Below are 22,930 nucleotides of genomic sequence, written 5' to 3'. Positions count from 1 at the left end.
ACGGCCTCGCCGGTGCCAGCACGGCCAAGCGTGATGACCTTTGTCATCCACAACCGCCGCACCTCGCAGACGACGCGCGTTCAGCCGACGAGCACTACCTCCACTGCATCGCCTGTCACTCCATCCACGAGCACCCGGTCACCCAACGGGTCAGCAATCGGAACCTCGATGACGTCCAGGCAAGCATCGTTCGGGTTCCGGTAGGTCGAGGTCACCGTGACTGTCACGTCAGCCTGGGTCTCGACCACATCCACCTCAGGGTCGCCGTGGCACGTGTCGACCGTCACGGTAAGTGCCCCTGCGCTTGACTCTGCGCCCACGATCGGCTGCGGACCACGAGACTCCTCGGACTCGCCGCCCCCACAGCCCGCGAGCAATCCCGCTACGACCACCGATGCGACCGCCGCAGCGGACTTGCGCGTGTTGGACACGGTTCCCCCTCGTCATCAGCCATCAAGCCGATTCAAGCATCCGGTCCGGTCCCTGTCACGCAAGCGTGTAAACACGTGCAGCTGTGCGAGCACCACCGCCGCCATCAGGAAGTGGCCAGCACCACGCCCAGCAGCGACCCGCCCCGCACCAGGTCGACGTACCGGTCGCGCGTCGCCGGCGTCGCCGCCACCGCGGCATGCACCGTCATGTCCCCCGTGGGGCGATGCTAGCCACGACCTTCCGTGGGCCGCGGACCCGGTGCCGGAGGAGCCGGAGAGACCTCCTTGGCGGCGATAATCGAGTCGCCGGCGATGCGCACGGTGCCGCGCTTGCCCTCGACGACCACCCCGTTGGCGGACACGCTCAGCAGCGTACCCAGCGCGTCGGTCGCCTCTCCCGTGGGCAGGAGGTAGCGCACCACCACGCGGTGTCCAGGGGCGGGGAGGCGGATCATGGAGCTCACCACTTGGACGGCGCGTAGTCCTTGAGGAACACCCCGAAGAGGTCCTCGCCCGCTTCGCCGCGCACCACAGGGTCGTAGACCCGCGCCGCGCCGTCGACCAGGTCCAGCGGCGCATGGAAGCCCTCCTCCGCGAGCCGCACCTTGGTCGGGTGCGGGCGCTCGTCGGTGATCCAGCCGGTGTCCACGCTGGTCATGAGGACCTGATCGGACTCGAACATCTCCCGCGCGCTGGTGCGCGTCAGCATGTTGAGCGCCGCCTTCGCCATGTTGGTGTGCGGGTGCCCCGGCCCCTTGTAGCCCCGCTCGAACACGCCCTCCATCGCGGACACGTTCACCACATACGAACGTCCCGAGGACGATGCGGCGGCCGCCGCGGCAAGGGAGGGCCGCAGGCGGTTGATGAGGATGAACGGCGCGGTCGAGTTGCACAGCTGCACCTCGAGGAGCTCCATCGGGGTGACCTCGCCGACGGCCTGCACCCACGAGTTCGAGTCGTGCAGGTCGGGCACCAGTCCGCCCGCGTCGATGGCGGTGCCGTCGGCAAGCCTCTCGAGGGACGAGGACCCGGGTGCGAGGGCCAGGTCCGTGAGCCGCTGGGCCTCCTGCTGCGCGCCCGTCTCCGCCAGGTGCGCGGAGGCAAGCAGCGGATGGGTGGCCACCGAGGACTCGATGCTGAGCGGATGCGCGTCGTGGGTCCGGCCGAGCGTGAGCAGGCGCGGTCCGGCGCCCTCGGGCCAGAGGCCGGGCGCGAGCGGCACCTCCTCGGCATCGGCGAGCGGCGCGTAGGCGCCGGGGGAGCGGCGCACCGTCTGGGCGGCGTTGTTGATGAGCACATCGAGCGGGCCCGCCGCCGCGACCGAGTCCGCGAGCGCCACCACCTGCGCGGGATCGCGCAGGTCGATGCCGACCACGGTCAGGCGGTGGAGCCAATCCGCGGCGTCGGGCATCGCGGCGAAGCGGCGCACCGCGTCTCGGGGGAAGCGCGTGGTCACGGTCAGGTCGGCGCCGTCGCGGAGCAGGCGCAACGCGATGTGCATGCCGATCTTCGCTCGTCCGCCGGTGAGGAGCGCCCGACGGCCACGCAGGTCCGTGCGCGCGTGGCGCTTGAGATGGCCCGTCTCCGCGCACGCCGGGCACAGCTGGTGATAGAACGCATCGACCTGCGTGTACTTCTGCTTGCAGATGTAGCAGGGGCGCGCCTTCGCGTACGTGCCGACGGTCGGGGTCGCGGCGCGGGCCTCGAGCGTGAGCCCTCGCGTCTCGTCGTCGATGCGGTCCGACGCGCCGGTCGCGGTCGCCGCGACGATGGCGGAGTCGGCCACGTTGATCGCGTTGCGCCGCTCGCGGCGGCGGCTCGCCTTGACGGCCTTGATCATCGCCGCGGTCGCGTTGCGCACCGTGACGAAGTCGGGGTCGGCCTCGTCGACGTCGCTCAGGGAGGCGAGGACGCGCAGCGTGGTCGCGAGCTCATCAGGGTCGATCTGGTGCCGTCCGGCGGGGGACGAGGCGGGTGTGGACACCCGCTCAATCCTACCGAAGCGGGCGGGCGGTGATCGGCGGCTGCCGGGCGGTGCCCGCCCTGCGCGACATTCCGGGCATCGCGCCCGCTAGTGTGGCGTCAACGAGGGAGGACGCCTGTGATCGGGATGTCACGCATGAAGGCTCGGCTCGACATCGCCGGCGCCACGGTGGGCTTGATCGCGTTGGCGTTGTCGCTCACGCCATCGCTGCTGCCGCGGCCCGCCTGGGGGCAGGGCTTCGTGTCCGGCCTGGCCTTCGCGGTCGGCTACGGCATCGGCGTGGTCGCGTGGCGCGGCATCGCGCGCCTCTCGCGCGGGCGCCTGCCCACGGCCGCCGACGCGCCCGTATGGATCGTCACGCTCATCGGCCTCGCGGGTGCCGCGGTGATCATGCCGTTCGCGATCGGCTGGCAGAACTCGGTGCGCGAGGCTGTGGGGATGCCCGACACGAGCGGCTTCGACTGGCTGGTCGCCGGCGTCGCCTACCTACTCGGTGCGTGGCTCGCCTTCGCGATCGGCAACGGCGTCGCGCGCGGCTACCGCCGCCTGCACGGGCTCATCGAGCCGCGCATGCCCTGGAGCGGGACGCGGCCGCGCGCGCACTCGACCATGTCCGGAGCGGGCACCGTGGTGGCCATGCTGGCCGTGTTCTCGATCGGGCTGTCGCTGCTGTCCTTCCTGCTCACGGTCGCCTCCGAGAGCAAGAACCGTCAGTACGACCCCGAGTACCCGCAGCCCACCAGCGCCCTGCGCTCGGGCAGCGAGGAGAGCCTCATCGCGTGGGACCAGGTGGGCCAGGCCGGCGCGAAGATCGTGGGCGGCGGACCCACACGCGAGGAGATCGCGGCGGTCACCGGGCTCGACGCCATGGACCCCATCCGCGTGTACGTCGGCATCGACGTGCCGGGATCCTTCGAGGAGCGCGCCGCCCTCGCCGTCGAGGAGCTCGAGCGCACGGGTGCAGCGGATCGCGAGGTGCTCCTCATCGCGGGCACCACCGGCTCGGGATGGCTCGATCCGGCCGCGATCGACGGCTTCGAGTACCTGCACGCGGGGGACACCGCGCTGGTGGCCATGCAGTACGGCGCCACGGGCAGCCCGATCTCGGCGCTGCTCACGCCTGACCTGTCCCAGGACGGCACCACCGCCCTGGTCGAGGCGGTGACCGCGTGGTGGGAAGGGCTGCCCGAGGGCGACCGCCCGCAGCTGGTGGTCTACGGCCTGAGCCTGGGCAGCTTCGGCATCCAGTCGGCGTACAGCGATGCCGAGGACCTGCTCGCATCCACCGAGGGCGCGGTGCTTGCCGGCACGCCTTCCTTCACGCGCGTGTGGAGTGACCTTCAGGACGCGCGAGACGCGGGCAGCCCGTATGCGCTGCCGGTGCTGGACGAAGGGCTCCACGTACGGTGGGCCGATGCGTGGGGTGGGCTCGAGTCGCCCGACAGCCCGTGGGAGGAGACTCGCGTCGCGTACCTCCAGCACGGCACCGACCCTGTGGTGTGGATCGGCCCGAGCGTGATCTGGTCCGAGCCGGCATGGCTGCGGTCGGGCCAGCGCTCCGAGTCCGTGTCCGAGGACATGGTGTGGATCCCGGTGGTCACCGCGTTCCAGGGCGTGATCGACCTGATCCTGTCCACCGCGGTCCCGGAGGATGCCGGCCACAAGTACGGCAACCTCGCCGTCGACGCGCTTCGCGAGGTGACCGGGGACGCCGGTCTGAGCGACCAGGCCATGGCGCGGGTGCGCACCGTCATCGAGGCCTACGACACGTTCTCGCCGGTCGCGAACTGACGGTCGCGGTGCGGGTGCCCGGGTTCCGGGTGCCCGCACCGCGCATCGACGTCAGTCCCAGCGAGGCTTGCGCGGACCGCGGTCGCCGCGCCCGCCACGGTCGTCGCGAGGTCCGCGGTCGTTGCCGTAGCGCCCACCACGGTCGTTCCCGTACCTGCCGCCACGGTCGCCGCCCGAGCGGCCTCCACGCGGGCCGCCGCGCGACGGGCCCCCGGCGTCCTCACGGATGTCGATGAGACGCCCGGAGATGCGGGTCCCACCGAGGCGCTGGAGCGCCGACGGGGGAAGCGTCGAGGGCAGCTCGACCAGGGAGAACTCGGGAAGGATGGTGATCTTGCCGAAGTCGCCGCGCGCCAGGCCGCCCTCGTTCGCGAGCGCGCCCACGATCTGCCGGGGCTCGACCTTGTGCCGCTTGCCCACCTCGATGCGGTAGGTGGTGAAGCCCTCGCTGGGTCCGCGCCCGCGACGCTCGTCACGGCCGCCCCGCGCATCGTCCCGGCCGCGATCCCGGGATGCGCGCTCGGGCGCGAACGATGCGCGCTTGGGCTCGTCGGCCGGGTCGAGCAGCAGGGGGGTGTCGCCCTGGGCGACCACCGCGAGCGCCGCGGCGACGTCGGCCTCCGGGACGTCGTGGTGCTCGACGTAGTGGGCGACGATGTCGCGGAACCGGCTGATGCGGTCGCTCTGCTCGAGCGCCGCGGTGATCGAGTCGTCGAATCGGGCGAGGCGCGTGGCGTTGACCTCGTCGGCGGAGGGCCAGTGCATCTCGGTGAGGGGCTGGCGGGTCGCCTTCTCGATCGCCGTGAGCATGCGCCGCTCGCGCGGCGTGATGAAGCTGATCGCGTCGCCGGTGCGGCCCGCGCGGCCGGTCCGGCCCACGCGGTGGACGTAGGACTCGGTGTCGATCGGGATGTCGAAGTTCACCACGTGCGTGATGCGCTCGACGTCGAGGCCGCGCGCCGCGACGTCCGTGGCCACGAGGATGTCGAGCTTGCCGTCCTTGAGCTGCTTGATGGTCCGCTCGCGCTGGGCCTGCGCGACGTCGCCGCTGATCGCGGCGGCGGCGAGGCCGCGCGCACGCAGGCGCTCCGCCACGGTCTCGGTGTCGTTCTTGGTGCGCGTGAAGACGATCATCGCCTCGAAGTTCTCGACCTCGAGCAGGCGCGTGAGCGCGTCCATCTTCTGCTGGTAGGCGACCACCAGGTAGCGCTGGGTGATGTTGGCGGACGTGGTGGTCTTGCGCTTGACCGTGACCTCGGCAGGGTCGTCGAGGTAGCGCTGCGACAGCCGGCGGATCTGGGCGGGCATGGTCGCGGAGAACAGCGCCACCTGCTTGTCGTCCGGGGTGGAGGCGAGGATGGTCTCGACGTCCTCGGCGAAGCCCATCTTCAGCATCTCGTCGGCCTCGTCGAGCACCAGGTACTTGAGCTCGGACAGGTCGAGCGTGCCCTTGTCCAGGTGGTCCATGATGCGGCCCGGCGTGCCGACCACCACGTGGACGCCGCGGCGCAGCGCGGACAGCTGGACGCCGTAGCCCTGGCCGCCGTAGACGGGGAGCACGTGGACGCCCTTGAGGTCCGCGGCGTAGCGTTCGAAGGCCTCGCAGACCTGGAGCGCGAGCTCGCGCGTGGGTGCGAGCACGAGCGCCTGCGGCGCCTTCTGGGCCTTGTCGAGCCGCGCCAGGATCGGGAGGGCGAACGCGGCGGTCTTGCCGGTGCCGGTCTGCGCGAGGCCGACCACGTCGCGGCCGGTGAGCAGCAGCGGGATGGTCTCGGCCTGGATCGCCGATGGGGTCTCGTAGCCGACGGACTTGAGGGACTTGAGGATCGGTCCGTCGAGGCCGAGGTCGGCGAAGGTCTGGGTGGGGGCGTCGGCCGCGTCGTTCTCGACGTTCTCGGTGGTCATGTGACCACCGTAGGCGGCCTGGGTCCCGCTGGGGGACCGAGATTGCACCAAGCCTCAGCCGCGGGGTGTGCATCGGCGGCCTCGGCGCCCTCCGCCTCGGCCACGATGCGGTTCACCATGCCGCTGAAGACCAGCCCGTGGAAGGGCAGCACCGACAGCCAGTACAGCCTCCCGGTGAGCCCGCGCGGGAAGAAGACGGCCCGCTGGCGGTACACCGCGCCGCCGTCGGCCGGCTCGACGCCCAGCTCGAGCCACGCCCGCCCCGGCACGCGCATCTCGGCGCGGAGGCGCAGGAGCCGACCCGGATCGACGTGCTCGACGCGCCACACGTCGATCGCGTCGCCCACGCGCGGCTCGGCCTGGGTGCGCCGGCCACGGCGCTGGCCGACGCCGCCGACCACGCGGTCCATGAGCCCACGCACCGCCCACAGCACCGAGGCCGAGTACCAGCCGGTCGCGCCGCCGATCTCTGTGATCACCCGCCACACCTCGGCGGGGTCGGCAGTGGTGGGCTTGCTACGCGCGTCCTTGAAGACGGTGCGGCCCGCCCAGTCCGGGTCGCTGGGCATGGGGTCGCTCGGCGCGCCCAGCACGCGCCCGTCGACCCAGCTGGTCTCGACGTCGTCGATCTCGATGCGGCCCAGCGCGAGGCGGACCGCGTCGCGGTACCCCGTCAGGCCGCCCGGCGGCGGCGCGATGACCGCGTCCACCGCATCGTCCTTCACCACGCACGTGTGCAGCACCGACTCCACCAGCGGGCGCGCGATCCTGCTGGGGACGGGCGTGACCAGCCCCACCCAGTGGGAGGCGAGCCCGGGCGTGAGCACCGGGAGCGCCGTGATCCCGCGCCGCGGGAGCCCCGCCACCGCGGCGTAGCCGTTCATCATCTCCGAGTAGCGCATGACGTCGGGCCCGCCGATGTCATACGTGCCCTGCGCCCCGGGCGCGGCACGCGCCGCGGCCAGGAGGTAGTGCAGCACGTCGCGGACCGCGATGGGCTGGATGAGGTTCCGCACCCAGCGGGGTGCGGGCATGTACGGCAGCACCTCGGTGAGGTGCCGGATCATCTCGAACGACGCCGATCCGGAGCCGATCACCACGCCGGCCTGAAGCACGAGCGTGGGCGTCCCGGAGGCGAGCAGGATCTCGCCCACCTCCTGGCGCGACGCGAGGTGCGCGGACAGCTCGACGCCTTCGGGATGGAGGCCGGAGAGGTAGACGATGCGCCCCACGTGGTGCGCCGTGGCCGCCCGGGCGACGTTGTGCGCGATCGCCCGGTCGAGCCGGCCGTAGTCGCGTCCGCTGTGCATCGAGTGGACCAGGTGATAGACGAGGTCCACGCCCTCCATCGCGCGATCCATGGCGGGGGCGTCCGCGGCGTCGCCCTCGAGCGTCTCGACGTCCGCGGCCCACGGCAGGGCGGACACGCGGCGCGAGGAGCGCGTGAGGATGCGGACGCGGTAGCCGCCCGCGAGCAGGCGGGGCACCAGCCGCCCCCCGATGTACCCGGTGGCGCCGAGGACCAGGACCAGCGGCACACGCCCGTCCGGTCCCGGCATCGCGCGCAGGTCCTCCTCCGTGCCGAAGGGGCTGTTGGGCGGGGTGTTCTCCGCGGTCTCGCTCACGGTCCCCCTTCCCGGGTCAGGCGTCGCGACGGTGCGTGACTCCAGGGCAACCGTCCGGGGCGGGCGTGACATTCCCGAGGCCGGGCGGCCACGGTTTCAGGCGGCGAGCCGGAACGTCCGCGCGAATCGCGCGAGCAGCGCCTCACGGCCCTCGAGCACCTCGACGGCGCCCGTCTCGAGGGCGAGCGCGGGAGCGAGGTCGCCGGTGAGCAGGCGGTGGATCCCCGGCCCACCCGCGATCGCGAGGTCGACCGGCCCGTCGCCCCGGGTGAGCGCGAGCGCGCCGCCGTCGACGCGGATGAGCAGCGAGCCCTCGTCGAAGCGCGCCGCGTAGGCCGTCCCGGGAAGCTCCGCCGCCGCGCCGGGGCGGAAGGCGGAGCGCAGCGCGATCGCCATGGAGTCGGGGGTCACGATCTGCTCCTCGCGAGGCTCACCGAGGGCGCGGTGGCCCCACGCGCCGAGCGCAAGGACCACGGGCTCGAGCTCGCGCCCGTACGGCGTGAGCTCGTAGACCACCACCCGAAGCCGCGGGATGCGCCGGATCACGCCGGCGGCCTGGAGCTCCTTGAGCCGCGCCGCCAGGATGTTGCTCGGGATGCGGGGCAGGCCCGCGGCGAGCTCTCCGTAGCGGCGCGGCCCGACCAGGAGGTCGCGCACGATGAGCAGGGCCCACCGTTCGCCCACGAGCTCGAGGGCTCGCGTGACGCCGCAGTACTGCCCGTACTCCCGTGCGGCCATCGGCCTCAGGCCTGCTGGTTCATGAACGCCTCGGGACCCTGCGCCGCGGCGACGGGATCCATGTAGCCGAACTCGATGATGTTGCCGTCGGGATCGGTGATCTGGCGCTGGTACATGAAGCCGTAGTCCGTGGCGGGCTTGTCCTCGGTCCCGCCGGCGGCGAGCCCCTGCGCGATGGTCGCATCGACCGCGTCGCGGGACTCGAGGAACAGCGACGTCGACGCGCACGGGTTCACCGCGGGGTCGCCCAGAGGCTTGTCGGTGAACGTCTGGAAGTAGTCGCGGGTGACGATCATGAAGTAGGCGTGATCGTCCTCGACCACCACGCACGCGGCGTTGTGGTCGCTGAAGAGCGGGTTGATGGTGAAGCCGACGGCCGTGTAGAACGCCTTGGCGCGCTCCAGATCGGTCACCGGGACGTTCACGAAGATCGCGGTCATGGTGGTCCCTCCCCAGGGTCCGAATGAAGTGGACAGAAGCCACACTTGCAAAAAGCAAGTACACGGTCAAGGGTGCTGCTCCCGTTCGGCGATCTGCGGGGGACGATGCCGGCGCCAGGTCACGTACCGCGGATGCAGCAGGCGCAGGTTCCTGCGGCCGGACGATGTGCGAAGCGCCTCGCGCCGGGAGCCTGGTGGTGAGGCGGCCCGAGGGGCCGCACCGAGCCGAGGTGGTCATCATGGAGAAGGCGGTCGAGCGCGGCGAGGCGCCGGGTGCGGGGATCTGGGCCGGCAGCGGCATCGCGGTGGTGCTCGCGCTCGCGACGACCTGCGGAGCGTTGCTCCTGCACGATGCACCCGTCGCCGCGCAGCCGGGCGCGCCGGACGCGAGCTCGCTCGACGCGGCGTTCGACGCCAATGTCGCGGAGCTCGAGCACTTCCTGGACCTCGGCGGGCGGCTCGACGACCGGACCGAGGGGCTGATGGTGCTCGACGCCTCGGGCGACGCGGCGGTGGAGGAGCTCGAGGTGCTGGCCCGGCACATCGTGGCGTCCCTGGGCGAGGACGCCACGCTGGTCTCGCGAGCGGTCGCGGAGACCGGGACCCCGGGTGCCACGGAGGCGCCGATGACCGGCACGGCCCGGTCGGGTCACCTGCTGATCATCTGCAGCGAGGCGCACGGCGGGATGTCGATCGGGCTTGCGGAGCGCGTGGCCTAGTCGCGCTCGGCCCAGAGGTGCTCGATCGGCAGGTCCCGGCCCGCGATGCGCGTCGCGGCGCGGTGCCCGGAGAGCATGGCTGCCGGCACCGTCGCCGGATCGTCCGTCCAGGTGGCCTCGCCGGCGAGGTGCAGCACGCCTCCGACCGGCGTGGCGAGCGCGTCGTGGTCCGCGGTGGTCGAGCCGACGGCCATGTACGCGTACGAGCCCCGCGCGTACGGATCCGCATGCCAGGCGGTGACGCGTATCGCGATCGGGTCGACGGCGCGGTCCCCGTAGAGCCTCCGGAGCTGGCCCATGACGGACTCTGCCACGCGGGCATCGTCCCAGCCGGTGATCTTGCGCGCCGTGGGTCCTGCCGCGAAGGTCAGCAGCGTCGGCTCCCCATGCAGAGCGGTGAGGTCGTACCACGAGTGCCACGACCTCGCCTCGGGTCCCTGCTGACGGATCGCATAGACGTCCTTGTCCCAGAAGCGCGTGGGGAAGCGCAGGACCACCTTCTCGAAGCGGTTCATCTCGAGGCGCGACAGCGCGCCGGCGACGGGCTCCGGGAGCGGCGGGTCGATCTCGACGGCGCCTGCCTTGAGGACGCCGACGGGCACCGTGAGCACCGCGCTGCGTGCGGTGAGGTCGCCGCGGTCGGTGAGCACGCGGACCCCGGCGGCCGACCACTCGACCCGTGTCACCACGTGCTCGAGCCGCACCTCGAGCCCTTCGGCCAGCCGGCGCGGCAGCACGTCGTAGCCCTGCGGGAAGACCACCTCGTCGCCCGCGATCGAGTCGTCGTCCAGGCCGTGGGCGGCGAGGTCCGCGATCCAGGCCCCGTACTGCTCCTCGGAGCGGTGCTCGAGATGCTCACGCACGCGTTGCGCCCGCTCGGCATCCCACCCCTGGACGGCGATGGCCGTCTCCGTGACGTCGCGGTACGAGTCACCTGCCCCTGCGCCGGCGATCGCGGCAGCCAGCGCGGCATCGACCGCGTGCACATCGGCCGCGAACCGCGCTGCATCGGCCTCCGACAGGCGGGCCCCGGAGGGCGAGTAGTAGGCGATCGGGCGGCTGTCGACCTGATACCCGCCCACCGTGAACTCGACGGTGGGCATCCCGAACGCAGCGGCCGCCGCGGCGACCGCGCTTCCCTCGACGCCGTGGATCCACGACGCGCCGAGGTCGGTGAGGCGCCCATCCGCGTGCTCGGTCCAGACCCGGCCGCCCACGCGGTCCCGCGCCTCGAGGACCACCACGGTACGTCCCGTGGCGGCGAGCAGGCGCGCGGCCGTGAGCCCGGCCACGCCGGCCCCGATGACGATGGTGTCGGCAGGCTGCATCGGTGGCTCGGCTCCTGTCATGGTGGCGTGTGCCAGCGACCCTAGTGGACGGCGGGCACGGCGGGGACGAGATCGGCTTCGAACCGGGTCCCCTCTCGCGCGGGCTCATGGCCGCCCGTAACGTGAACGCATGTACATCCTGATGTCGGTGCACCATCCTCACCTGGAGCATCGTGCGGCGCTCATCGACTCCATGCACCGTTACGGCGACGCGATTCGTGGGATGTCCGGGCTCAGGGAGATCCGCACGCTCGCGGATCAGGACTCGTCGCGTCTGGTCGGGCTCGCGATCTTCGACTCGCGGGAGGATTACGAGCGTCTGGCCCCCGTGGCCCGTGCGGCGGTCGCCGGTGATCCCTTCGCGGTGTGGGAGGAGCAGCCCATCGACGGGCTGAGGCTCGAGGAGGTCTAGCGAGCCGCCCGCCGGTCGTCATGCGCCTCGATGTCTGCGTCTGGACGTTCGTGGCGGCGCGCCTCGACCGCATCGCCGGGCACCTCGGCAACGCCGCTTGAGCCTGTCCATCAGGTGCGATGGCGTCCTAGAGTGGGACCACCCGCGCTCGAGGAGGCCACATGTCCGAGGTCGTCGTACCGGAGGGCTTCACCCGGTTCCTGATGAAGAGCAGGTTCGGCGCGGGGCGCGACTTCCGCATCCTCGAGCCGACGACGGAGGCTGAGCTGTTCCTGGTCGACGGCAAGATGGGGCCGCGGCCCCGCGCGGACGTGCTCGACGCATCGGGGACCAAGCTCTTCGACGTCACCGGACGGATGATGGGGATCCCCAAGCGGATGGACGTCACCGACGCCGCAGGCGCGCAGGTCGCGCACCTGCACGCCCAGCCGTTCAAGTTCATCAAGGACAAGATCGACGTCACGCTCGCCTCCGGGCAGCAGTGGCTGCTCGAGGGCAACGTCATCGAGAAGGACTACTCGCTCCGGGATGAGGCGGGCCGGCTGGTGGCGCAGATCACGCAGAAGTGGCTCACCGTGCGCGACAAGTACACGATCGACGTGCGCGACGGCGTCGAGCCGGGCCTTGCGTTCGCCATCGTCTGGGCCATCGACCGATGGGTCGAGCGCGACTGAGGTCGCGTCTCCGACGGGCCATGCTGCGAGCCGTCTCTGCACGCTGATCGCCTTCGACGCACGCCGCGGCGCTTGAGCGCGTCCGAGGTCGAGGCTGCGCGTCGGAACGTGGGCGCGCCGCGCCCCTCTCGCGCGCCGCAATGGTGCGGTTATACCTGATTGTCCTAAAACTCGCAGTTGTCCACACCCCGACTTACGGTTGATGAATTCCGCCGAAGGTGCAGGGGGATCAGCGTGAACCGCAACAACAGGAGAGCGCTTGCGCTGCGGACGCCGCAGCGCATGCTCGCTTCGCTAGGGGTGCTGCTCGTGCTCGCGGTGACCACGCTCGTCACCGTGGGTGCGCCCTCGGAGGCGCGCTATGCCGAGGGCGGCGATGGGCTCTACCCGGGCTACATCGACTGGTTCGAGTGGGGCGCGGACGGCGAGTCGATCCCGTCCGGCACCACCAGGAGCAACACGAGGACGATCGGCCTCCAGACCCTCACCACCACCTGCACCATCACCAACGTGGTCGGGCCCATCCGTGCATACCGCCCGGGCAACTATCGTGGCGACGCGCTCGACAACCTGTACAACATCGGAGGGATCGACGGGGCGAACCAGCTGGTCTCGGGCATCGCCAACGTCGACAACGCCGGCACGGTCGACTTCGACTTCGACTGCTCGGTCTTCTTGGGAGACGAGGAGGTCGAGGTCCGGGGGCTCGTGGTCGCCGATGCGGAGAGCAACAACTTCCGCCAGGGCGAGTACGTCGAGGCGACGCCCAACCAGAACGCGACCTGGCGTGTGATCGACCGCACGCGCGCGTGCGACACCTCCACGATCGCGACCGTGTCGGGCAACACGCTTCGCCTGGCCTCGGATGACACCCAGTGCTCCGAGGTCAACAACACCTACGGCCCGATCGCGGTCGGGTTCATGGAGGGCGCGACGGGGGCGCACGTCCAGATGCACGGCGGCGGCTACAGCGCCGTGGCCCTGGGCGTGGTCTTCGAGGCCGACTTCGGCGACGCGCCCCTCAGCTACGGCTCGGCGGGCTCGCTGCTCCAGTCCACCTGGAGCGGGGGGACGGTGGGAGGCGGCGACACCAACGTCTCCGACGAGTCGTTCGTGCTCGGCACCCCGGGCGGCTACGTCCCCATCCTCGGCTCCACCGTCGACTCGGATGCGCTCTACCTCGGCAGCCCCGGCGCCGACTACGACGACAACACGGGAAATCCAGCGACGGACGAGGACGGCATCTCGCCTCCTGGCGTGCTCGACACCGATTACGGAGAGCCGTACGACCTCGATGTCGCGTGCGTGGGACCGGGCTATGTCTCTGGTTGGGTCGATTGGAACTTCGACGGCACGTTCCAGGGCTCGGAGCGGGCCGGCGCCGTCGAGTGCGTGGACGGCAACGCGCACCTGTCCTGGATCGTGCCGGACGATGCCGTCCAGACCGTGGACGATCCGACCTACCTGCGGCTGCGCACCACACCCGGCGCGAACCTGTCCGAGAACCCGGACGGGATCACCGGCCGCGGCGAGGTCGAGGACTACACCATCTACGTCGACCTCCCCGACCCGGGTCTCACCATCACCAAGAGCGCCGACCCCGCGGACTCCGCGCTGCCCGGCGACACCGTCGATTACACCATCACGGTCACCAACACGGGCGAGGTCGACTACAACGACGAGAACGGCCTCGCATCGATCACCGACAACCTCAGCGACGTGCTCGACGACGCCGTCTACAACAACGATGAGGCCGCGTCCTCGGGTACGGCGAGCTACGCGGACCCGGTTCTCAGCTGGACCGGCGCGCTCGCGATCGGCGAGTCCGCGGACATCACGTACTCGGTCACGGTGAACGACCCGGTCTCGGGCGACGGGCTGCTGAGCAACACCGTGGTCGGGCCGGAGGAGTCCAACTGTGCCGACGGCTCGAGCGACCCCGACTGCACCGTCGAGCTCCCCATCCGAGCGCTCGAGATCCTCAAGACCGTGTCCCCGGACGACGAGGCCGCGCCCGGGGACACCGTCACCTACACGGTCACCGTGACCAACCCGGGTCCTGCCGACTACACGACCGATGCGCCGGCGTCGTTCGACGACGACCTCTCGGGCGTGCTGGACGATGCGACGTACAACGGTGACGCGACGGCCTCCTCCGGGACCGCATCGTTCACGTCCCCGACCCTGCACTGGGAGGGCGCCCTCGCTGCGGGCGACTCCGTGACGGTCACGTACTCCGTGACCGTGAACTCGCCGCCGTCCGGCGACGGGCTGCTCGACAATGCGGTGGTGGGCCCGCCCGAATCCAACTGCGACACGGGGACCGAGGAGGGCTGCACCACCGAGGTGCCCATCCGTGCGCTCGACATCGTCAAGAGCTCCGACGGCACGGACAGCGCGCTGCCCGGCGACACCATCACCTACGAGGTCACGGTCACCAACAACGGCGAGGTGGCGTACACCGCCGACTCCCCGGCCGCGATCGACGACGACCTCAGCGACGTCCTCGACGACGCGACCTACAACGGCGACGCCTCGGCGACGGGCGGCACGGTGACCGTCGCCGGCACCACCCTGCATTGGGAGGGCGCGCTCGAGCCGGGCGAGTCGGTGACCATCACCTACTCCGTGACGGTGAACGACCCCGTGAGCGGCGACGGGAACCTCTACAACGTGGTGGTCGGGCCGCCGGAGTCCAACTGCACCGACCCGGCTGAGACGCAGGACGCGGACTGCATCGAGCCGGACCCGATCCGCGGGCTCGAGATCACCAAGTCCGCCGACCCCGTGGACGAGGTGCTGCCGGGCGACACCGTGACCTACACCGTCACCGTCGAGAACACCGGGACCTTCAACTACACCGTCGGCGACCCTGCATCGTTCGAGGACGATCTCAGCGCGGTGCTCGACGATGCGACGTACAACGGCGACGGCTCGGCGGGCTCCGGCTCCGTGTCCTTCTCCGACCCGGTGCTGTCGTGGGAGGGGCCGCTCGAGGCGGGGGAGAGCGTCACCATCACCTACTCGGTGACGGTGAACGATCCGCTCTCGGGTGACGGCTTGCTGGACAACGCGGTGGTGGGTCCGCCGGAGTCGAACTGCGACGACGGCACGGAGCAAGGCTGCACCACCGAGGTGCCGGTCCGTGCGCTCGAGATCACCAAGGTGAGCGACCCCGGAGGCGCCGTCCGCCCGGGCGACACCGTGACGTACACGGTGACGGTCGACAACATCGGCCAGGTCGACTACACGGACGATGCCCCCGCGAGCTTCGAGGACGATCTCACGGCGGTGCTCGACGACGCGACGTACAACGGCGACGGTGCCGCACCGTCGGGGACCGTCGGGTTCACCGACCCGATCCTGTCCTGGGAGGGAGCGCTCTCCGCCGGTGACAGCATCGAGATCACGTACTCGGTCACCGTGAACGACCCGATCAGCGGTGACGGGCTGCTCGACAACGCGGTGGTGGGTCCGCCGGAGTCCAACTGCGACGACGGCGCCGCTGAGGCAGGCGTGGAGGGCTGCACCACCGAGGTGCCCGTACGCCAGCTCGAGATGGTCAAGACGGCCTCGCCGACGGGCGAGGTGGTGCCCGGCGACACCGTCAGCTACACCGTCACCCTCACCAACACCGGTCAGGCGGACTACCTGCTCGCCTACTTCGAGGACGACCTCTCGGATGTCCTCGACGACGCGACGTACAACGGCGACCTCGCGGCCACCAGCGGCGTCCCCAACTACGCCGCCCCCGAGGTGCGCTGGTACGGGCCGCTCGCGGTCGGCGCGAGCGTCACCATCACCTACTCGGTCACCGTGAACGATCCGCCCTCGGGTGACGGGCTGCTCACCAACGCGGTGGTCGGGCCGATCGAGTCCAACTGCGAGCTGGACTCGACGGATCCGGACTGCACCACCACCGTGCCCATCGGCTCGCTCGAGATCGTCAAGACGGCCTCGCCTGCGGACGCCGTGGCGCCCGGAGACACGGTGACGTACACGGTGACCGTGACGAACACCGGGCAGACGGACTACACGGCCGATGACCCGGCGAGCTTCGAGGACGACCTGAGCGCGGTGCTCGACGACGCGACCTACAACGACGACGAGGCGGCGTCCTCCGGGACGGCCTCGTACAGCGCGCCGGTCCTGTCCTGGGAGGGGGCGCTCGCGGCAGGTGAGAGCGTGACCGTGACGTACTCGGTGACGGTGAACGATCCGCTGACGGGTGACGGCTTGCTGGACAACGCGGTGGTGGGTCCGCCGGAGTCGAACTGCGACGACGGCACAGAGGAGGGCTGCACCACCGAGGTTCCCGTGCGCGCTCTTGAGATCCTCAAGACCGCCGACCCCGCGGATCAGGCGCTCCCGGGCGACGTGGTGACGTACACGGTCACGGTGACGAACACCGGGCAGACGGACTACACGGCCGATGACCCGGCGAGCTTCGAGGACGACCTCACCGCGGTGCTCGACGACGCGACCTACAACAACGACGAGGCGGCCGACTCCGGCACGCCGTCCTACGCGGCACCCCTCATCAGCTGGGAGGGCGCTCTCGCGGCGGGCGAGTCCGCGACCATCACGTACTCGGTGACGGTGAACGATCCGCCGACGGGCGACGGGCTGCTGGACAACGCGGTGGTGGGTCCGCCGGAGTCGAACTGCGACGACGGGACGGAGCAGGGCTGCACCACCGAGGTCCCCGTGCGCGCCCTGGAGATCGTCAAGTCCTCGGATGGGGACGGCAGCTCCCTCCCGGGCGACGTGGTCACCTACTCCATCACCGTGACCAACTCGGGACAGACCGACTACACCGTCGACGATCCGGCGTCGATCACCGACGACCTCTCCGATGTTCTCGATGACGCGACGTACAACGGCGACGCCGCGGCGAGCTCGGGGTCGGTCGGTTTCGCCGACCCGATCCTGAGCTGGGAGGGAGCGCTCGCGGCCGGCGAGACCGTCACCATCACCTACTCGGTCACGGTGGATGACCCGCCGGGCGGCGACGGCATCCTCGCCAATGTGGTGGTCGGTCCGCCCGAGTCGAACTGCGACAGCGCCGACACCACGGACCCCGACTGCGTCGAGCCGAACCCCGTGCAGGCGCTCGAGATCTCCAAGACGGCGGACCCCGAGGACGAGGCCCTCCCCGGTGACGTGGTCACGTACACCGTCACCGTGACCAACACGGGTCAGGTCGACTACACGGACGATGCTCCGGCGAGTTTCGAGGACGACCTCACGGCGGTGCTCGATGACGCGACCTACAACAACGACGAGGCTGCGGACGGGGGGACGCCGTCCTACGCCGCGCCGGTCCTGTCGTGGGAGGGCGCCCTCGCGGTCGGTGAGACCGTCACCGTGACCTACTCCGTCACGGTGAACGACCCGATGAGCGGCGACGGCCTGCTCGACAACGCGGTGGTGGGTCCGCCGGAGTCGAACTGCGACGACGGCACGGAGGACCCGTGCACCACGGAGGTGCCGGTCAGGGCGCTCGAGATCTCCAAGGTCGCCGACCCCACCGGTGAGGTGCCCGCGGGTGGCACCGTGACCTACACGGTGACGGTGGAGAACATCGGCCAGGTCGACTACACGGACGATGCGCCCGCGAGCTTCGAGGACGACCTCACTGCCGTCCTCGATGACGCGACCTACAACAACGACGAGGCGGCATCCTCGGGCACGCCGTCCTACGCCGAGCCTGTGCTGTCCTGGGAGGGTGCGCTCGCCGCAGGCGAGAGCGTCACCGTCACGTACTCGGTGACGGTCGACGATCCGCCGACGGGCGACGGGCTGCTGGACAACGCGGTGGTGGGTCCGCCGGAGTCGAACTGCGACGACGGCACAGAAGAGGGCTGCACCACGGAGGTGCCGGTCAAGGCCGTCGCGATCGTCAAGTACTCCGACGCGGTGGGAAGCGCGGAGCCCGGGGACGAGATCACCTACACGATCACCGTCACCAACACGGGCCAGGCGCCGTACACGGCGGAGGACCCCGCCTCGATCACCGACGACCTCTCCGACGTCCTCGACGACGCGGTCTACAACGACGACGCGTCGGCCACGGGCGGAAGCACCAGCTACGCGGAGCCCGTCCTGTCCTGGTCGGGGCCGCTCGACGTGGGCGAGACCGTGGTCGTCACGTACACCGTGACCGTCAACGACCCGCCGAGCGGAGACGGGTTGCTGACCAACGCCGTGGTGGGGCCGCCTGAGTCCAACTGCGATGCGGACGACGCGGGGCCGGAGTGCGAGGTCACGGTGCCGATCGCCTCGCTCGAGATCGAGAAGACCGCGGATCCCGCAGGCGAGGTGCTGCCCGGAGGGACAGTCTCCTACACGGTGACCGTCACCAACACGGGGCAGGTGGACTACTTCGACGCCACGTTCACGGACGACCTCAGCGAGGTCCTCGACGACGCGACGTACAACAACGACGAGGCGGCAGACGTGGGGACGCCGTCCTACGCCGCACCGACGCTGAGCTGGACGGGGCCGGTCGCCGCCGGTGAGAGCGTCACCATCACCTACTCGGTGACGGTGAACGATCCGCTCACGGGCGACGGGCTGCTGGACAACGCGGTGGTGGGTCCGCCGGAGTCGAACTGCGACGACGGCACAGAAGAGGGCTGCACCACGGAGGTGCCCGTCAAGGCGCTCGAGATCACCAAGGTCGCCGATCCGGACGACGAGGTGCTGCCCGGCGAGACCGTGACGTACACGGTGACGGTGGAGAACATCGGCCAGGCGGACTACACGGATGACGATCCGGCGAGCTTCGAGGACGACCTGAGCGCGGTGCTCGACGATGCGACCTACAACGACGACGAGGCGGCAGACGTGGGGACGCCGTCCTACGCGGCACCGATCCTCAGCTGGGAGGGCGCTCTCGTGGCAGGCGCGTCCGCGACCATCACGTACTCGGTGACGGTGAACGAACCGCTCACGGGCGACGGGCTGCTGGACAACGCGGTGGTGGGTCCGCCGGAGTCGAACTGCGACGACGGCACGGAAGTGGGCTGCACCACGGAGGTGCCCGTCAAGGCACTCGAGATCACCAAGGTCGCAGACCCGGCCGACGAGGTGCTGCCCGGCGAGACCGTGACGTACACGGTGACGGTCGAGAACATCGGCCAGGTCGACTACACGGACGATGCGCCCGCGAGCTTCGAGGACGACCTCACGGCGGTGCTCGACGACGCGACCTACAACAACGACGAGGCGGCCGACTCCGGCACGCCCTCCTACGCCGCACCGATCCTCAGCTGGGAGGGGGCGCTTGCTGCTGGCGAGACGGTGACGGTGACGTACTCGGTGACGGTGAACGATCCGCCGACGGGTGACGGGCTGCTGGACAACGCGGTGGTGGGTCCGCCCGAGTCGAGCTGCGACGACGGTACGGAGACGGGCTGCACCACCGAGGTGCCCGTGCGCGAGCTCGAGCTGGTGAAGTCCTCGGACAGCGACGGACAGGTGCTGCCCGGCGACGTGGTCACCTACACGATCACCGTGACGAACACCGGACAGGTGGACTACACCGCGGATGCGCCCGCGAGCCTCGAGGACGACCTCTCCGATCTGCTCGACGACGCCACGTACAACGACGATGCGACGGCGACGGGAGGGACCCCCTCCTACACCGAGCCGGTGCTCAGCTGGGAGGGGCCGCTGGACGTCGGGGAGAGCGTGACGCTCACCTACTCGGTGACCATCAACGAGCCGCTGAGCGGCGACGGCGTGCTCGACAACGTGGTGGTGGGGCCGCCCGAGTCCAACTGCGACAGCGTGGACTCCACGGATCCGGACTGCGTCGAGCCCAACCCGATCCGGGCGCTCGAGATCACCAAGCAGGCGGCGCCGGCCGCGGAGGTCCTCCCGGGAAATGTGGTCACGTACACCGTGACCGTGACCAACACCGGGCAGACCGACTACACGGATGAGGATCCGGCGAGCTTCGAGGACGATCTCACGGCGGTGCTCGACGATGCGACGTACAACGACGACGAGGCGGCAGACGTGGGGACGCCGTCCTACGCCGCACCGATCCTCAGCTGGGAGGGGGCGCTCGCGGCGGGCGAGTCCGCGACCATCACGTACTCGGTGACGGTGAACGATCCGCTCACGGGCGACGGGCTGCTGGACAACGCGGTGGTGGGTCCGCCGGAGTCGAACTGCGACGATGGCACAGAAGAGGGCTGCACCACGGAGGTGCCCATCAAGGCGCTCGAGATCACCAAGGTCGCCGATCCGGACAACGAGGTCCTGCCCGGCGAGACGGTGACGTACACGGTGACGGTGGAGAACATCGGTCAGGCGGACTACACAGACGATGCGCCCGCGGGCTTCGAGGACGACCTCACGGCGGTGCTCGACGATGCGACCTACAACGACGACGAGGCGGCAGACGTGGGGACGCCGTCCTACGCGGCACCCCTCCTCAGCTGGGAGGGCGCTCTCGCGGCGGGCGAGTCCGCCACCATCACGTACTCGGTGACGGTGAACGAGCCCCTGACCGGTGACGGGCTGCTCGACAACGCGGTGGTGGGTCCGCCGGAGTCCAACTGCGACGACGGCGCCGCTGAGGACGGCGTGGAGCGCTGCACCACGGAGGTGCCCGTCAAGGCGCTCGAGATCACCAAGGTGGCCGACCCGGACGACGAGATGCTGCCCGGCGAGACGATCACCTACACGATCACCCTGACGAACATCGGCCAGGTCGACTACACGCAGGCGACGTTCACCGATGACATGAGCGAGATGCTCGATGACGCGACGCTCAACAGCGACTTCACGGCGTCGGCAGGAGGGTTCACCTACGCCGCGCCGGTCCTGAGCTGGTTCGGGCCGATCGGTGTCGGGGAGACGGTGACCCTCACGTACTCGGCCACGGTGAACGATCCGCTCACCGGGGACGGCGTGCTGGGCAACGCGGTGGTGGGTCCGCCGGAGTCGAACTGCGACGACGGCACGGAGACGGGCTGCATCGTCGAGGTGCCCATCAAGGCGCTCGCGCTCGAGAAGACCTCCGATCGCGGGGTCCGGGTGCAGCCGGGCGACACGATCACGTACGCCATCACCGTGACCAACACCGGTCAGGTGCCGTACACCGAGGATCAGCCTGCGGCGTTCACGGACGATCTCACGAACGTCCTCGACGACGCCACGCTCACCGACGGCCCGACCGCGGACATCGGTGACGCCTCCGTCGCGGGTTCCGAGCTCAGCTGGTCCGGGTCGCTCGAGCCGGGGGAGACCGCGACGATCACGTACACCGTCACCGTCAACGAGCCCGTCACGGGCGACGGCGAGATCGACAACGTGGTGATCGGTCCGGAGGAGTCGAACTGCACCGATCCCGAGTCGGAGGACCCCGACTGCATCGAGCACCACACGCTCCGCGCCATGGAGATCGTCAAGACCGCGGACCCGGAGGGCGCCGTCACGGTCGGGGACACGGTGACCTACACCATCGAGGTGACCAACGCGGGCTCCGTGCCGTACACCTTCCTGTTCCCGGCGCGGATCGACGACGACCTCACGGAGATCCTCGATGACGCGACCTACAACGACGACGCGACGGCAGACACCGGCTCCGTGTCCTACGCGGAGCCGACCCTGACGTGGACCGGTTCGCTCGGCGTGGGGGAGACCGCCACCATCACCTACTCGGTCACGGTGGACGACCCCCCGGGGGGCGACGCCTCGCTCGACAACGCGGTGCTGGGTCCGCCCGAGTCCAACTGCTTCGTGGCGACGCCGCGCGACGACGGCGAGGCCCAGCTCCCTGACGAGTGCCACGTGGTGACACCCATCCGCCTCCTCCAGATCGAGAAGGTCGCCGACGTCGACGCCGCCGAGCCCGGCGACGTGGTGACGTACAGCATCACGGTGACGTCCACGGGGACGGGCGACTACACGGAGGAGGACCCCGCCGCCTTCACCGACGACCTCACGGGCGTGCTGGACGATGCGACGTACAACGGCGACGCCGCCGCGGACAGCGGCGCGGTGTCCTACGCTGAGCCGGTGCTGTCCTGGTCGGGACCGCTCGCGGCGGGGGAGTCAGCGACCATCACCTACTCCGTGACGGTCGACGACCCGCCGAATGGTGACATCACGCTCGCCAACGCCGTCCTCGGCCCGCCCGAGTCCAACTGCCCGGTGGTGATGCCGCTCGGCTTCCTCCGTCAGTCCGCCCCGGTCGCAGCGGCGATCCCGGACATGCCCGAGGGCTGCCAGGTGATCACCCCGATCCGCCTCTTCGAGGTCGAGAAGATCGTCGACACGACGGTCGCGTCCCCGGGCGACGAGGTCCGCTACCTCGTGACGGTGACCTCGACGGGCACCGCCGCGTACACGGACGATGACCCGGCATCGTTCACCGACGATCTCAGCGACGTCCTCGACGATGCGACCTACAACGGCGATGCCGAGGCCTCGGCCGGCACCGTCACGGTGTCCGAGCCCACGCTCACGTGGACCGGACCGCTCGAGGTCGGAGGCACGGTCTCCGTGCTGTACTCCGTGACCATCGATGATCCCGTGACGGGGGACGGCACCCTGCTGAACCTGGTGACGCCCGATGGCGAGGTCGGCGGGTCGTGCGTGAGCGAGGACGCATGCTCCACAGAGACCACCGTGGACACCAGCGACGTCGGAGGCGCGGGCGGTGATGGGGGCGTGCTCGGCAGCACAGGTCCCGAGCGCGTGGGACTCTGGGCGGCGCTCGCTGCGGTGCTGCTCGGAGCGGGCGCGGCGGTGTACGGCACGGGCGCCTGGCAGCGTCGTCGCCTCGGGGCGCGGTGAGGCGACGGTACCGGGCCTTTCGCACCAGGAAGGTCCCGGGTCCGCGCCGCTAGAGTGCGAGGCGGGTG

The 22,930-nt window shown here is 70.5% G+C and carries 13 protein-coding genes; 5 read left to right on the top strand and 8 right to left on the bottom strand.

Annotated features, from left to right (window positions below; genetic code table 11):
• Window positions 1-80: 80 nt before the first annotated feature.
• The 3 genes from AOM00_RS15425 to AOM00_RS07870 all read right to left on the bottom strand — a co-directional run bounded on the left by AOM00_RS15425 (window position 81) and on the right by AOM00_RS07870 (window position 2,415).
• Entirely contained in the window at window positions 81-431 is a 351-nt protein-coding gene (locus AOM00_RS15425; RefSeq protein WP_156159090.1) for a hypothetical protein, read from the bottom strand.
• Window positions 432-658: 227 nt separating this feature from the next.
• Window positions 659-886, bottom strand: coding sequence for a putative acetyltransferase (locus AOM00_RS07875; RefSeq protein WP_062517279.1), 228 nt, complete (start codon window positions 884-886; stop codon window positions 659-661).
• Between the two features lie 5 nt (window positions 887-891).
• The gene (locus AOM00_RS07870) at window positions 892-2,415 is read right to left on the bottom strand and encodes an SDR family NAD(P)-dependent oxidoreductase (protein ID WP_062517266.1); all 1,524 of its coding nucleotides are present in this window, start codon (window positions 2,413-2,415) and stop codon (window positions 892-894) included.
• A gap of 135 nt (window positions 2,416-2,550) precedes the next feature.
• Between AOM00_RS07870 and AOM00_RS07865 the strand changes: the two genes are divergently transcribed.
• The gene (locus AOM00_RS07865) at window positions 2,551-4,206 is read left to right on the top strand and encodes an alpha/beta-hydrolase family protein (protein WP_169746824.1); all 1,656 of its coding nucleotides are present in this window, start codon (window positions 2,551-2,553) and stop codon (window positions 4,204-4,206) included.
• Window positions 4,207-4,257: 51 nt separating this feature from the next.
• Here AOM00_RS07865 and AOM00_RS07860 read toward each other — a convergent pair whose 3' ends face one another.
• The 4 genes from AOM00_RS07860 to AOM00_RS07845 form a co-directional block, all read right to left on the bottom strand.
• Window positions 4,258-6,111 carry a DEAD/DEAH box helicase gene (locus tag AOM00_RS07860; RefSeq protein ID WP_062517264.1) on the bottom strand — a complete coding sequence of 618 codons (1,854 nt, stop codon included), beginning with the start codon at window positions 6,109-6,111 and terminating at the stop codon, window positions 4,258-4,260.
• Window positions 6,108-7,670: an SDR family oxidoreductase gene (locus tag AOM00_RS07855; protein WP_228373443.1), complete on the bottom strand. Its 1,563-nt coding sequence runs from the start codon at window positions 7,668-7,670 to the stop codon at window positions 6,108-6,110. Before AOM00_RS07855 ends, AOM00_RS07860 begins: the two co-directional genes overlap by 4 nt.
• Before the next feature lie 162 nt (window positions 7,671-7,832).
• Window positions 7,833-8,474: a winged helix-turn-helix transcriptional regulator gene (locus tag AOM00_RS07850; RefSeq protein ID WP_062517262.1), complete on the bottom strand. Its 642-nt coding sequence runs from the start codon at window positions 8,472-8,474 to the stop codon at window positions 7,833-7,835.
• Between the two features lie 5 nt (window positions 8,475-8,479).
• Entirely contained in the window at window positions 8,480-8,914 is a 435-nt protein-coding gene (locus AOM00_RS07845) for a VOC family protein (RefSeq protein WP_062517261.1), read from the bottom strand.
• Window positions 8,915-9,153: 239 nt separating this feature from the next.
• Between AOM00_RS07845 and AOM00_RS07840 the strand changes: the two genes are divergently transcribed.
• Complete coding sequence (locus AOM00_RS07840) at window positions 9,154-9,633, top strand: hypothetical protein (protein WP_062517260.1); 480 nt, start codon at window positions 9,154-9,156, stop codon at window positions 9,631-9,633.
• Here AOM00_RS07840 and AOM00_RS07835 read toward each other — a convergent pair.
• Window positions 9,630-10,961 (bottom strand): flavin monoamine oxidase family protein, encoded by a 1,332-nt coding sequence (locus AOM00_RS07835; RefSeq protein WP_062517259.1) that lies wholly within the window; start codon window positions 10,959-10,961, stop codon window positions 9,630-9,632. The genes AOM00_RS07840 and AOM00_RS07835 overlap by 4 nt on opposite strands.
• Before the next feature lie 130 nt (window positions 10,962-11,091).
• Between AOM00_RS07835 and AOM00_RS07830 the strand changes: the two genes are divergently transcribed.
• The 3 genes from AOM00_RS07830 (at window position 11,092) to AOM00_RS07820 (ending at window position 22,862) form a co-directional block, all read left to right on the top strand.
• Window positions 11,092-11,373 carry a hypothetical protein gene (locus AOM00_RS07830; protein ID WP_062517258.1) on the top strand — a complete coding sequence of 94 codons (282 nt, stop codon included), beginning with the start codon at window positions 11,092-11,094 and terminating at the stop codon, window positions 11,371-11,373.
• A gap of 161 nt (window positions 11,374-11,534) precedes the next feature.
• A complete protein-coding gene (locus AOM00_RS07825) occupies window positions 11,535-12,047 on the top strand; it encodes an LURP-one-related/scramblase family protein (protein ID WP_062517257.1) in 513 nt (170 codons plus the stop codon).
• 234 nt (window positions 12,048-12,281) lie between these two features.
• Complete coding sequence (locus AOM00_RS07820) at window positions 12,282-22,862, top strand: CshA/CshB family fibrillar adhesin-related protein (protein WP_156159089.1); 10,581 nt, start codon at window positions 12,282-12,284, stop codon at window positions 22,860-22,862.
• Window positions 22,863-22,930: the final 68 nt, after the last annotated feature.

Origin of the sequence: Demequina gelatinilytica, assembly GCF_000971115.1 — a bacterium.
Taxonomy (GTDB): Bacteria; Actinomycetota; Actinomycetes; order Actinomycetales; family Demequinaceae; genus Demequina; species Demequina gelatinilytica.
This window is presented reverse-complemented; position numbering and strand designations above follow the sequence as displayed.